This is a genomic window from Allolucifera butyrica (assembly GCF_900476375.1).
GTDB lineage: Bacteria > Bacillota > Negativicutes > Sporomusales > UPPP01 > Lucifera > Lucifera butyrica.
In genome coordinates this window covers 237,989-250,691 of sequence record NZ_UPPP01000061.1, presented here as the reverse complement: position 1 = coordinate 250,691, position 12,703 = coordinate 237,989, and the positions used below count along the sequence as shown (strand labels likewise).

12 protein-coding genes are annotated in these 12,703 nt (G+C 45.6%); all 12 read left to right on the top strand.

Annotation, left to right across the window (positions count from 1 at the left end):
- Entirely contained in the window at positions 1 to 1,356 is a 1,356-nt protein-coding gene (gene murD / locus LUCIF_RS07065) for a UDP-N-acetylmuramoyl-L-alanine--D-glutamate ligase (protein WP_122627159.1), read from the top strand.
- A 12-nt stretch (positions 1,357 to 1,368) separates the two neighbouring features.
- Positions 1,369 to 2,472 carry a stage V sporulation protein E gene (gene spoVE / locus LUCIF_RS07060; protein ID WP_122627158.1) on the top strand — a complete coding sequence of 368 codons (1,104 nt, stop codon included), beginning with the start codon at positions 1,369 to 1,371 and terminating at the stop codon, positions 2,470 to 2,472.
- A gap of 38 nt (positions 2,473 to 2,510) precedes the next feature.
- Positions 2,511 to 3,623 (top strand): undecaprenyldiphospho-muramoylpentapeptide beta-N-acetylglucosaminyltransferase, encoded by a 1,113-nt coding sequence (murG, locus tag LUCIF_RS07055; protein WP_122627157.1) that lies wholly within the window; start codon positions 2,511 to 2,513, stop codon positions 3,621 to 3,623.
- Positions 3,624 to 3,697: 74 nt separating this feature from the next.
- Positions 3,698 to 5,071, top strand: a complete 1,374-nt coding sequence (gene murC, locus LUCIF_RS07050; RefSeq protein ID WP_122627156.1) for a UDP-N-acetylmuramate--L-alanine ligase — start codon at positions 3,698 to 3,700, stop codon at positions 5,069 to 5,071.
- Between the two features lie 101 nt (positions 5,072 to 5,172).
- Entirely contained in the window at positions 5,173 to 6,426 is a 1,254-nt protein-coding gene (gene murA, locus LUCIF_RS07045) for a UDP-N-acetylglucosamine 1-carboxyvinyltransferase (protein WP_122627155.1), read from the top strand.
- Between the two features lie 147 nt (positions 6,427 to 6,573).
- Positions 6,574 to 7,326 (top strand): cell division protein FtsQ/DivIB, encoded by a 753-nt coding sequence (locus tag LUCIF_RS07040; protein WP_122627154.1) that lies wholly within the window; start codon positions 6,574 to 6,576, stop codon positions 7,324 to 7,326.
- 40 nt (positions 7,327 to 7,366) lie between these two features.
- Positions 7,367 to 8,059 carry a DUF881 domain-containing protein gene (locus LUCIF_RS07035; RefSeq protein ID WP_122627153.1) on the top strand — a complete coding sequence of 231 codons (693 nt, stop codon included), beginning with the start codon at positions 7,367 to 7,369 and terminating at the stop codon, positions 8,057 to 8,059.
- Positions 8,060 to 8,389 (top strand): small basic family protein, encoded by a 330-nt coding sequence (locus LUCIF_RS07030; protein ID WP_122627152.1) that lies wholly within the window; start codon positions 8,060 to 8,062, stop codon positions 8,387 to 8,389.
- A gap of 163 nt (positions 8,390 to 8,552) precedes the next feature.
- The gene (gene ftsA / locus LUCIF_RS07025) at positions 8,553 to 9,752 is read left to right on the top strand and encodes a cell division protein FtsA (RefSeq protein ID WP_165865912.1); all 1,200 of its coding nucleotides are present in this window, start codon (positions 8,553 to 8,555) and stop codon (positions 9,750 to 9,752) included.
- A 44-nt stretch (positions 9,753 to 9,796) separates the two neighbouring features.
- Positions 9,797 to 10,825, top strand: a complete 1,029-nt coding sequence (gene ftsZ / locus LUCIF_RS07020; protein WP_207857161.1) for a cell division protein FtsZ — start codon at positions 9,797 to 9,799, stop codon at positions 10,823 to 10,825.
- 181 nt (positions 10,826 to 11,006) lie between these two features.
- Positions 11,007 to 11,951, top strand: coding sequence for a sigma-E processing peptidase SpoIIGA (locus tag LUCIF_RS07015; RefSeq protein WP_122627149.1), 945 nt, complete (start codon positions 11,007 to 11,009; stop codon positions 11,949 to 11,951).
- On the top strand, positions 11,921 to 12,658 hold the full coding sequence (sigE, locus tag LUCIF_RS07010; RefSeq protein WP_122627148.1) for an RNA polymerase sporulation sigma factor SigE: 738 nt from the start codon (positions 11,921 to 11,923) through the stop codon (positions 12,656 to 12,658). The genes LUCIF_RS07015 and sigE overlap by 31 nt, the downstream gene beginning before the upstream one ends.
- Positions 12,659 to 12,703 lie beyond the last annotated feature (45 nt).

The window sequence follows — 12,703 nt, the reverse complement described above, 5'->3', positions numbered from 1 at the left end:
ATGATTTTTAAAGAGAAACGTTTTGTAGTGCTGGGCGCCGGTGTCAGCGGAATTTCGGCGGCGAAAACATTACGGGAGTTGGGGGCCCGGGTGACATTAAGCGATAAAAAAAGGCCCGATATACTGACGCCGGCAATGAGTGCCCTGAAAGAGACCGGTGTGGTTTTGGCACTGGGACAACAGGATGAAACACTGTTGCAGGATATTGATTATCTGGTATTGTCGCCGGGAGTTTCCGTTTATAATCCACTGGTCCAGGCTGCACAGGCCCGGGGAATCTCCGTAGTCAGTGAAATTGAAGTTGCCTATCAATTGTGCCGCGCCCCTATGATTGCTATAACCGGTACGAATGGGAAGACTACGACTACCACCCTGGTTGGCGAAATGTTGCAACAGGCAGGCCGTCAGGTTGTAGTTGGCGGAAATATCGGCCTCGCTTTGTCGCAGGAGGTTAAGGCGGTCGACGAATCCGGCATCGTTGTCGCGGAGATTTCCAGCTTTCAATTGGAAGCAGTAGACCAATTTAAACCCCATATTGCGGCAGTTCTAAACATTACGCCGGACCATATTGACAGGCATGGTTCGATGGAAACCTATATCGCAATGAAGGAGCGGGTTTTTAGCCGGCAAATGCCGGAGGATTATGCGGTATTAAATTATGATGACGGGATTGTCCGGTCCATGGCAGAGAGAACGGCTTCTCAGGTCATGTTTTTCAGCCGTCAGGTTGAATTGCCGGAAGGGGTCTTTGTAAAAAATGAGAATCTGACAATTCGCTGGCGCGGGGCCGAGCACGAGGTCTGCTCACTGAATGAACTCAAAATAAGAGGAAATCATAATGTGGAGAATGCCTTGGCCGCTTGCGGCATATCGTATCTTGCCGGTCTAAAAACGGCGGTTATGGCTGCGGTGTTAAAAGCATTTCCCGGCGTCGAGCACCGGATTGAGCCGGTAGGTACGATTAACGGGGTAGAATATTATAATGATTCCAAAGCGACGAATCCGGAGTCGGCGATGAAAGCATTAGAAGCCTTTGCCGGACATATTATTCTTATAGCCGGAGGAAGAGATAAAAAAACCGATTTGGCTCCGTTCATGCATTTAATACAAGAAAAAGTTGATACCCTAATCCTGCTGGGTGAGGCAAAAGAGCGTTTTAGGGAAGCGGCAAAAAAGCAGGGTATCGGCGATATAAGAGAGTCGGCAACAATGGCAGAGGCGTTAGAGACGGCTCATTCCATAGCCCGTGCGCCGCAGGTTGTTTTACTGTCTCCGGCTTGTGCCAGCTATGATATGTTTCGCAATTATGAAGAGCGGGGCCGGGTCTTCAAGGAATTAATACGAGGATTGAGTTAGGAGGGAATTGCTTTGGCGGTCAGACCTAAGTCGCCGGATTTTATCATTTTTTTTACTGTGCTTGCCCTGCTGGGGCTTGGTGTTGTAATGGTATATAGTTCGAGCGCGGTCTCAGCCTATGTTAACTATCATGATAGTTACTATTTTCTAAAGCGCCAGTTGATTTGGGCATCTTTAGGCTTTTTGGCGATGATTTTCACCATGAATATAGATTATCACTTATGGAAAAGTTTAGCGAAGCCGACGCTGATCATTACATTAATTTTGCTTGTACTGGTTTTAATTCCCGGCCTGGGAAAGGTTGTGAACGGAGCCCGGCGGTGGCTTGGATTCGGTTCATTGTATTTACAGCCTTCGGAAATCGCGAAATTGAGCATGGCTTTGTTTTGTGCGGAAAGTATGGCCCGGAATCAGGAAAAGATAACCAGCTTTTTCAAGGGATTAGTTCCGCAATTATTGACGCTTTTAGTAGTGTTCGGTCTGATTTTAAAGGAACCGGATCTGGGAACGGCTCTTGCTATTGGTGGTACGGTATTTATTATGTTGTTTTCGGCCGGTGCGAGAATATCCCATTTGGCTTCGCTGGGGTTTACCGGCTGTATTGCTATAATTACGGCAATTGTTATGGAGCCGTATCGTCTGCGGCGCCTACTGGCATTTAGCGACCCCTGGGCAGACCCTTTGAATACCGGATATCACATAATTCAATCACTTTATGCCATTGGCTCCGGCGGTTTATTTGGGGTCGGTCTGGGACGCAGCCGGGAGAAATTTCTCTATTTACCGGAACCGCATACTGATTTTATATTTGCCATTTTAGGCGAGGAACTGGGGCTTATTGGTACGGTTACTGTTGTTCTGTTATTTTTTTTGTTTGCCTGGCGTGGGTACCGCATTGCGATTTCGGCACCGGATATTTACGGCAGCATGCTTGCTACAGGATTAACCACTATGATCATCTTGCAGGCACTGATGAACATAGCCGTTGTTACCGCCTCTATGCCGGTTACCGGCATTCCGCTGCCGTTTATCAGTTTTGGCGGTTCCGCGCTTATTTTTACATTGGCTGGAGTCGGCATACTGCTGAATATATCCCGTCATGTCAATTTTAAATAAGTATCTATCTGTTGAAACAAATTATAGGGGGCCTGTCGATGCGTATTATTATGGCGGGTGGCGGAACGGGCGGACACATTTATCCCGCGTTAACCATAGCCAAAGCGATAGCGAATCGAACTACATCTTGTGAAATACTATTTGTCGGCACAAGGAACGGCTTGGAGGCGGATATCATTCCGAAAGAGGGATATCCCCTGCAAACGATTGATGTTGGCGGTTTTGAGCGCCGGCTATCCTGGAAGAATTTGATGAACGTGTTAAAAACAATGGGGAGCCTATGGAAATCACGCCAAATTATACAGCAGTTTAAACCGGATATCGTGATCGGTACCGGCGGTTATGTTTGCGGACCGGTTCTCTTAGCGGCCAGTATCTTGGGAATTCCGACCATGATCCAGGAGCAAAACGTGTTTGCCGGGGTAACCAATAAAATTTTGTCCCGGTTTGTTGATTGTGTGGCTGTGGGATATCAGGAGGCTGTCAACTGCTTTGCCGCTCCCGATAAAGTGGTCTTTACCGGCAATCCGATTCGGCCGGAAGTAATGTCTGCCGTTCGGGACGACGCTTATGCAGCACTCGGTTTATCGCGGGATAAATTTACGATTTTAGTATCCGGCGGCAGCAGGGGAGCGCATACGATGAATCAGGCCATGCTGGAGGTACATCAGGTTTTTAAAGATAAAGAACAGATTCAGATATTGCATGTTACCGGTCAAAACGATTATAATTACATAGTTGGAAATCTTAAGCAACGTGGTATAGATGTTGCCAAAGCTGGAAATAGTATCATTAAATCTTATCTTTATAATATGCCCTACGCTTTGGCAGTCGCAGATCTGGCTATATTCAGGGCCGGTGCAATTGGCTTGGCGGAATTGACCGCCAGGGGGATTCCGTCCATTTTGATTCCCTATCCCTACGCTGCGGAAAATCATCAGGAATTTAACGCCCGGGTTTTAGAAAAAAACGGGGCTGCGGTTGTAATTCGCGATAAGGAGTTAACCGGTCAATTGCTGGCTGAGCGGATTGCCCAATTAACCGGCAACCGGGCACAACTCAAGACGATGGCTGAAGCCAGTAAACGGCTGGGGTGTCCGGAGGCTGCTGAAACATTAGCCAAGCTTGCTTTCCAATTATCCGGGAAATAAATTGTAACACCATAAATCCGGATTTCATACAATAAGGTATGCCGAAGGGTCCGCACGAAAGGGGAGAAATATTTTTGCTGAATCATATAAAAAAAATACACTTTATTGGCATTGGCGGCGCTGGCATGAGTGCTATAGCAAAAGTGCTATTAGAAAAAGGGTATAAAGTTTCCGGTTCAGATCTTTGTGAATCTAATATTACGCAACGGCTACAGAAACTTGGTGCCCGGATTTTTACCACCCATAGCAGCGATAACATTCGTGGAGCCGACGCGATAGTCATATCCACTGCCATTTCGGCAGAGAATCCGGAGCTGGTGGCCGCCCGGAACCAGGGGATGACCGTTTTTCACCGCTCGGATATCGTAGCCGAACTCATTGCCCATTCACGGGGAATTGCGGTGGCCGGCGCCCATGGCAAAACAACAACTACCTCAATGATTGCGGTTATGCTGGAGCATGCCGGGCTGGATCCAACTGTGGTGATCGGGGGCGAAGTGGATACATTTGGCGGAAATGCCAAATTGGGCGCGGGGCCATACGTAGTGGCGGAAGCCGATGAAAGTGACGGCTCGTTTTTAAAGCTATCTCCCCATATTGCCGTTGTCACGAATATTGAAAATGACCATATGGATCATTATGGTACGATGGAAAACATCTTGTCCGCTTTTGAACAGTTTTTACTCCGGTTAGAGCCTGAATCAGGCCTGGCTGTTTTATGTTTTGACAATAGTTATATACGTAATATTGCTACGAAACTGAACCGGAAATATCTTTCCTATGCCTTGGAGCAGGATGCCGATTATACGGCCCGTAATCTTCGAACGCAAGGCTCTTCCGTATTTTATGATGCGTATCATCATGAAAAACGGCTAGGAACCATTAAATTGAACGTACCTGGCCGGCATAATGTAGCCAATTCCTTGGCTACGGTAGCAGTTGGAATTCGTTTGGGAATTGATTTTGAGCAGATTGTGCAGGGTTTGTCCGTCTTTCAGGGGGCAAAACGGCGGTTTCAGACGAAAGGCCGGATCAACGGTGTTTGGATTGTAGATGATTATGCCCACCATCCAACGGAAATTGCCACGACCCTGCTTGCTGCCCGTCAAACGGAACCAAAACGTTTGATTTGTGCATTTCAGCCTCATCGATATACGCGCACTCAATTTCTGCGGCGGGAATTTGGCAAGGCATTTGAAAATGCGGACCTTTTAATTCTAACTGATATTTATTCTGCTGGCGAAAAGCCGATACCTAATGTGAGTGGCGAGCTGATTAAGGAGGAGGTAGAGAAACAAACTAACCAGCGAGTAACATATATTCCGGACCGCACGAAGATTGCTCGCTACCTTGCAGAAATTGTTGAACCGGGCGATTTGGTTATAACCATGGGAGCCGGCAATATTTACCTTGCAGGGGAAGAATTGGTGGAGAAACTGACCCAATAGAGAATATACAGGAGAATACTATGGTTTTAATATGCATAGAATGGCATATTTGATGATTTGCGTTGCTACGGGGTGATTGTACTTTTCTGGGAGGGGAGACGATGGAGAAATTTATCGTCAAAGGAGAAGTACAACTATGTGGCAGCATTAGAGTTAACGGAGCCAAAAATGCCGCACTGCCGATTATGGCGGCAACGCTTCTTTGTTCCGGTGTCAGTGTGCTGCATGATGTACCTTTCTTGCGTGATATTAAAGTTATGCAAGATATTCTAACGCTGCTGGGTGCGAAGATTACTAGAGAAAATAATGCCTTGGTTATTGATACAACTTATGTAAGCAAGGTGGAAGTGCCGGAACACCTTATGCGGGAAATGCGTGCTTCTGTATTTTTAATGGGACCGCTTTTGGGAAGATTTCGTAAAGTAAGACTGTCTTACCCGGGAGGTTGTGCAATTGGCCCCAGACCCATTAATCTACATATCAAGGCCTTAGAAAAAATTGGCGCGAAAGTTACGGAAAGTTTCGGTTTTATTGATGCAGAAGCGGTACAATTAACCGGGGGAGAAATTAATTTTGATTTTCCCAGTGTCGGGGCAACGGAAAATGCCATGATGGCGGCAGTCCGCGCCAATGGAACGACAATTATCCGCAATGCGGCCCGGGAACCGGAAATTTGTGACCTGCAGCGTTTTCTTAACGCCATGGGCGGCAAGATCACCGGAGCCGGCACGGATACGATTCGTATTGACGGTGTGGCGACGCTGTCTCCCGTCGAATACCGGATTATGCCTGACCGTATTGAGGCCGGCACTTTTTTACTCGCCGGCGCGATTACCCGCGGCGATGTTGTGGTTGATAATATTGAGCCCGAATATCTGTTTTCTTTAACGGATAAATTACAGGAAATCGGCTCACAGATTGAAACGGGTGCGAGTTATGTCCGGGTAAAAACAAAAGAACTGCGCGGTGTGGATATTAAGACCTTGCCGTATCCGGGCTTTCCTACGGACTTGCAGGCTCCTATGTTGTCTTTATTGACCATTGCAAAAGGAACCAGCATTATTACCGAAACGATTTTTGAAAACCGGTTTAAACATGTAGATGAATTGACTCGCATGGGGGCTAAAATTAAGGTTGAAGGAAGGACCGCTATTATTCGGGGGGTTCCCAGACTGACCGGGGCCATTGTTGCTGCTCCCGATTTAAGAGCCGGAGGGGGATTGGTTCTGGCGGCGATGGCTGCGGAAGGAATATCGGAGATAGAACATATTTTTCACATTGACCGGGGTTACGAAGGATTGGAGTGGAAATTGCAGAAGTTAGGAGCCCAGATTAGGAGGCAGAGTTCTAATTAATCCATCGTACCATCCCTGCTTCTTTTCTAGCTGCTGTGAGAGGAAATTGAATAAAAACTGGGCAGGCAGCATACATGCTGCTTTTTTTTTGGTATAATTATTGTATATTTAATTTTAAAAAAGACATTGTCTGCAGGAGTGATGAGAATGCGGGCGGCCGAACGGCTTCAATCTGCGCGGCAGGAACGCAGGTTATTGTCAACGCATTTTTTGGTGTTGATGGTCTTGGCTCTGGTCATTTTAATTGCTGTTTATGTATTTATTAATTCATCCTTTTTTGCGGTGGGTTCTGTTGTTGTGCAGGGAAATAAATATATAACGGCGGAGGATGTTTACCGGATTGCGGAAATTCCGGAACGAGTCAATATATTTCGCCTTGATACCGGTGAGATTCAAAGGCGATTACTGCAAGACCTGCGTATTGCGCAAGTAACTGTAAAGCGTAAATTTCCGGCAACGATTCTGATTCAGGTGAAAGAACGGCAACCCATTGCTTATCTTGCCAGTAGCTATGGTTTTATCGAAGTGGACAAGCAGGGAGTTGTACTGGCGGCTTTTAAGAATTTAAAACAGATGAACGTACCGGTTATAACAGGTACCCGTTTAGGCGATGTCTATGTTGGTGATACGGTGGATTCCGATTTAATAAAGAAGGTGCTGCAATATCTATCCTTATTGGATGAGCCCAGTCTTAACCAATTATCCGAGGTGAATGTAAAAGTCCCCCAGGAAGTGGTTGCCTATACACTAAATTCTGTTTGTATCCGTTTGGGTGGCAGCGATCGGCTGGCCGAGAAGGCAAAGTTAACCAATGATATTTTACGGGAAATCAATGAGAAAAAAATGGCAGTGGAATACATTGATTTAAATTATGCTTCACCATTTATTAAATTTAAATAGAGCCTGCTTAAAATGGGAAAAAAGGAAAGGAGAGCACATTTTGTCAGCTATAAAACAGGGACAGGTAGCACTTACGCTGGTATGCGTAATTTTAGGAATTATGTTGGCATTACAATTTCGTACGACCCAGGATATCCGTTCTTCTATTTCATTTCAACGCGTGGAGGATTTGTCGCAACGCCTGAGTCAGATGGAAAAGGAACGGGATGCTTTGCTGCGTCAAGTTCAAGAGCTTAGCCGCGCCGGCAAATCGGAAGCGGCTTCCAGCGAAATGGAACTGATTAAAATGGGAGCGGGTGTTGTTGCGTTAAAGGGACCGGGAGTTCTTGTGTCCATTGATGACAGTAAACGGCCTACGAAACCGGGGGAAAATCCCAACTTGTATTTAATTCATGATGATGATATTTTAAAGGTCATCAATGAGCTGCGGGCGGCTGGCGCGGAAGCCATATCCATTAATGACCAGAGACTGGTGGCTACTTCGGAAATCCGCTGCGCCGGCCCAACCCTGTCGGTAAATAATACGCGTTATTCGCCCCCATATGAGATCCGGGCTATCGGGGACCCCCAGACTTTGGAAAGTTCTTTGAAGATGCGCGGGGGAGTTGTTGAGACACTTCAATTTTGGGGAATTCAAGTTACGATTAAAAAACAGGATGTGGTAAACATTCCTGCATATAAAGGTACCTTTCGCTTTGATTATGCAAAGCCGGTTAAGGATGGTGAAAAATAAATGATTTTACCGGTTGCCGGTCTGATTGTCGGTCTTATTATTGGAATTTCTTTTCCGGTCAGTATTCCGGTTGAATATTCAAAGTTTATGTCTGTAGCGCTGTTGGCATCACTTGACTCCGTTTTCGGCGGTTTACGGGCCGGAATGGAGGAGAAATTTGACAATACCGTATTTATTACCGGCTTTTTCACCAACGCCTTGATGGCGGCGGCATTGGTTTATATTGGAGACCGATTAGACATTGACTTATATTATGTGGCATTACTGACTTTTGGTTTACGTATTTTTCAAAATCTGGCAAGTATCCGGCGTTATTTGTTAAAAAAGTAAGGTTATTATTGCCAAAATCAGGCTTTCGGGTTTCGAAAGCCTGATTTGTTAATGTTTTCTTAAAAATTTAGAATGATTTTATGTAACAAAAAAAGGGAAAATGACACTTCTGTTGAAACATATGGGAGAGAATTATTGTTTTGCTGTGAGGAGCGGCGCAAAAGTGCGAAATATTATCGGAGTTGACGTTGGTACATGTACAGTGACGGCGTTAGCAGGATCTGTTGATGGGAATGGAGCGGTTACGGTTCATGGGAGTGGAATAGCACCCACCGTTGGTTTTTCGCAAGGAACCCTGACAGATGTGACGGCATTGGCTGATTCGATTAAGCAGGCAGTCGATTGCGCGAGGGCAGCCGCTGATTTAAACTGTGAACAAGTTTATCTTGGTATTGGCGGCATAGCCTTGGGGGCCGCAAATGAATCTGGTCAGGTCGCACCTGCTTTTCCTGACAGGATTACGGCCGAGGATGTGCAGCGCGCCTGCCGGGCCGCAGCGATTGCTATTGATTCTCAAGAGTTTCAAATCCTTCATTTGATTCCCCGGCGTTTCTGGATAAACGACGAAGAGTTTGAAGACCCCTTACGCTGTAAAGGAAGTAGTCTGAAAGTTGATACACATATTGTCAGCATACCCAGGGAACGTATTGACCCTTTGCTGGCCGCTTTGCGGGCGGTTCATATTGAGGTTGCCTGTGTTGTGGCCAATATTGTCGTTCTTGCCGACGCCGTCAAAACTGCATTGGATACGGCGAATTACATGGTTATTGATATCGGGGGCGGCACAACGGATATAGCCTTGTTTCAGAACAAGAAGATTGCTATGTCGCTGTCATTGCCGCTAGGTGGGAATTATATTACCAATGATATTATGCAAGGGCTTGATGTTACCTGGAAACATGCCGAAGCAGTGAAACGGTATTATGCTGCCAAACTGGATTCCAGTTTATATGGCAAAGGGGTTATGCTTGATTGCAATGATTATGGCACAGTTGATAAACAGGTTCCATATGATTTTTTGTATGTAATTATTGAAAGCCGGGTAGAAGAAATTCTGTCAATAGTGTATGATTATGTTAAACCATACTTGATATCGTGCGGAGTTGATATAATCTATCTCACCGGCGGTTGTGCCCAAATGCCCAGTATACAAAACTCCCTTCAAAAAAAATTTAATCTAGGCGTTGCTGATATTGGGCCGGACTTGTTGGCGCAAGAATATCGGAGTCCGGGGAATACCGCCTGTTTTGGAGTATTTATGTATGCTGCAAATAATGAGCCTGTGAAAAAAGAGGAAACGATAAAGGACAGGAATTCTTTCGTAAGTAAGATCAAATCGTTTTTTAAATCTAAACAATTGTAGATGCATAAGGAGGAACATTATCCATGCTTGAATTTGATATGGATTTGGATCAATTTGCTTCCATTAAAGTGATTGGTGTCGGTGGAGGTGGAAATAATGCTGTTAACAGGATGATTTCCTCCGGGTTACAGGGTGTCGAGTTTATTGCTGTGAATACGGATGGACAAGCCTTGCTTTTATCGCAGGCTTCTAACCGGATTCAGATTGGTGAAAAGTTGACAAAAGGGTTAGGAGCCGGTGCGAATCCGGAAGTAGGGGAAAAGGCGGCCCAGGAAAGCCGGGAAGATATTATCAAAGCGTTGAAAGGCGCCGATATGGTTTTTGTAACGGCGGGAATGGGCGGTGGAACCGGAACGGGAGCTGCGCCGGTTGTGGCGGAATGCGCCAGAGAGGTCGGCGCATTAACGGTTGGCGTGGTTACCAAGCCATTTTCCTTTGAAGGCCGGCGCCGCCAGATTCAGGCGGAAAGCGGTATTGCCCGGCTGAAGGAAAAAGTGGATACACTCATTACGATTCCCAATGACCGCTTAATGGCTGTAGTGGATAAGCGTACCCCTATGATAGAGGCATTCCGGATCGTTGATGACGTATTGCGGCAAGGTGTACAAGGTATTTCCGACCTCATTGCGAAACCGGCGTTAATCAATCTCGATTTTGCCGATGTCAAGAATATCATGTCTGATGCCGGATCGGCATTAATGGGGATTGGATTTGGCAACGGTGACGACCGGGCGGTTGCGGCGGTGGAGGCGGCAATCAAAAGTCCGCTTTTAGATATGTCGGTTCAGGGTGCTAAAAGTGTTCTGCTGAACTTTACCGGCAGCTCCAACATTACAATTTTTGAAGTCAACGAGGCGGCGGCCATTATTGCCGATGCAGTTGATCCCGAAGCCAATATAATTTTTGGCGCGGATATTGACGACAGTTTTGACGATAAAGTACGTGTTACCGTTATTGCGACCGGTTTTGAGCCTAAACAAATAAAAACGAAAGCACCGAAAGTCGAAAATCCGACAATTGAACCGTTTAAAATGGAGGAAATTACCATTCCGACCTGGATGCGCCTTAAATAAAATAATTTTTGGCAAAACCAACCTGCAGTGCAGGTTGGTTTTTTTGTGTTTTTGCCAACTATAAATTTACAAATTTTTAAATTATTGTCTGTTATACTGGAATAGATTTTAGATGACTTCCATAAATTGTTATGAAAGTCAGCCATGTTAAATTTGATAAAATTTCCAGGTGGTATTGAATATGTACGTGTATGTAGATACCCTGCTTCTTCTAAATCTCATTATGAACAGTATTATTTTATTTATAACGGCGTGGGTTTCCAATATTGCTTATGTATGGTGGCGAATTTTACTCTCAGCGTTCTGCGGTGCAATCTATGTTTTGTTCGGCGTGTTGCCGCAGACGGCCGTTTTTTATTCCCCCCTTGCCAAGGTAGCTGTTTCGGTTGCTTTGGTTTTAATCGCTTTTTCGGTGAAAAGCTGGAAAGCACTAGCTTTTCTCGTAGGAGTTTTTTACATTATCTCCTTTGTTCTCGGCGGAGCGGTGGTTGGCTGGTTTTATTTTTGGCAATCTACCGGTCTTAATGCAAAGGAATTTGCATTAAATCAGGTTTCCTGGACGGATCTCGCCGGCGGCAGTATTATGGGTGTGCTATTTCTTCTGTTACTAGTGCGAAGAATGAAAGCCCGCATTGATCGCCGGCACTTGATTTTTCCGGTTATTCTTGAGTACGGCGGCAGAAAATCCGAGGCTCAAGCGATGCTTGACACGGGAAACCGTCTTTATACGACGGTGGGGAAAAGCCCGGTCGTTTTGGTCGAACAGAAAATAGCAGAGCCGGTGCTGGGGCCTTTGGCAGTAAAGTACTTGCATGATAATGACCCAGAAAATTGGCTGGCTAATTTAGACCAGTGTCTTGATTTACGGTGGCTGGAGCGGATTGAAATTATACCCTATCAGGCAGTTGGGGCCCGCAATTTGCTTTTGGGATTCCGGCTTGATTGGCTCCGGGTCATGACGGGAAACCGGGTAATAACCGTGAAGAACGTGGTTGTAGGGATTTATACGGGAATTTTATCTAGTGACGGGATGTATACCGTTTTATTGCATCCGGAGATTGTTCAAAATGTAAATAGCGAAAGGAAGGCAGATGTATGCGTATTACCTGGCCGGTTGTTAAATTAATAGTCAAACTTAGAATTGTAGCTCTTTTACAAAGGCTGCATATTTTAGACGCCGATGAAATTTTCTATGTTGGCAGTACCGAAGTTTTACCGCCTCCCTTGAGCAATGATGAAGAAGTCTTTCTCTTGGGCTGTTTGCAGAAAGGTGACAAGGCAGTGAAAAGTGTTTTTATCGAACGCAATTTGCGTCTTGTCGTATATATTGCCCGTAAATTTGAAAATACCGGTGTCGGTATTGAAGACTTGGTTAGTATTGGAACAATCGGCTTGATTAAGGCCGTCAACACCTTTGATCCAATTAAACGGATCAAGCTGGCTACCTATGCATCCCGGTGCATAGAAAATGAAATTCTGATGTATTTGCGGCGGAACAGCAAGACGCGGGCAGAAGTTTCTTTTGACGAGCCCCTTAACATTGATTGGGATGGCAATGAACTGCTGTTATCCGATGTATTGGGGACGGAAAATGATATTATCTATAAATCGGTGGAAGAAGAAGTTGATAAAACCCTGCTTTATACGGCGATGAATAAGTTGTCCGGACGGGAACGGAAGATTATGGAGCTCCGGTTCGGTCTCAATGATGAGGGCGTTGAGCGAACCCAAAAGGAAGTAGCGGACCTGATGGGAATTTCGCAGTCTTATATATCCAGGCTGGAAAAGCGGATTATTAAACGGCTGCGTAAAGAAATAACCCGTATGGAATAAGGCAAAGTGCCTAGAACAGGCGCTTTGCTTTTTTATTGGTGTATA

What these genes read in the sequence shown, in the direction of transcription:
- LUCIF_RS07040 (WP_122627154.1), top strand. Translation starts at nt 6,574, where the DNA reads ATGCGGGCGGCCGAACGGCTTCAATCTGCGCGGCAGGAACGCAGGTTA.
- murD (WP_122627159.1), top strand. Translation starts at nt 1, where the DNA reads ATGATTTTTAAAGAGAAACGTTTTGTAGTGCTGGGCGCCGGTGTCAGC.
- LUCIF_RS07030 (WP_122627152.1), top strand. Translation starts at nt 8,060, where the DNA reads ATGATTTTACCGGTTGCCGGTCTGATTGTCGGTCTTATTATTGGAATT.
- LUCIF_RS07015 (WP_122627149.1), top strand. Translation starts at nt 11,007, where the DNA reads ATGTACGTGTATGTAGATACCCTGCTTCTTCTAAATCTCATTATGAAC.
- murG (WP_122627157.1), top strand. Translation starts at nt 2,511, where the DNA reads ATGCGTATTATTATGGCGGGTGGCGGAACGGGCGGACACATTTATCCC.
- sigE (WP_122627148.1), top strand. Translation starts at nt 11,921, where the DNA reads ATGCGTATTACCTGGCCGGTTGTTAAATTAATAGTCAAACTTAGAATT.
- murA (WP_122627155.1), top strand. Translation starts at nt 5,173, where the DNA reads ATGGAGAAATTTATCGTCAAAGGAGAAGTACAACTATGTGGCAGCATT.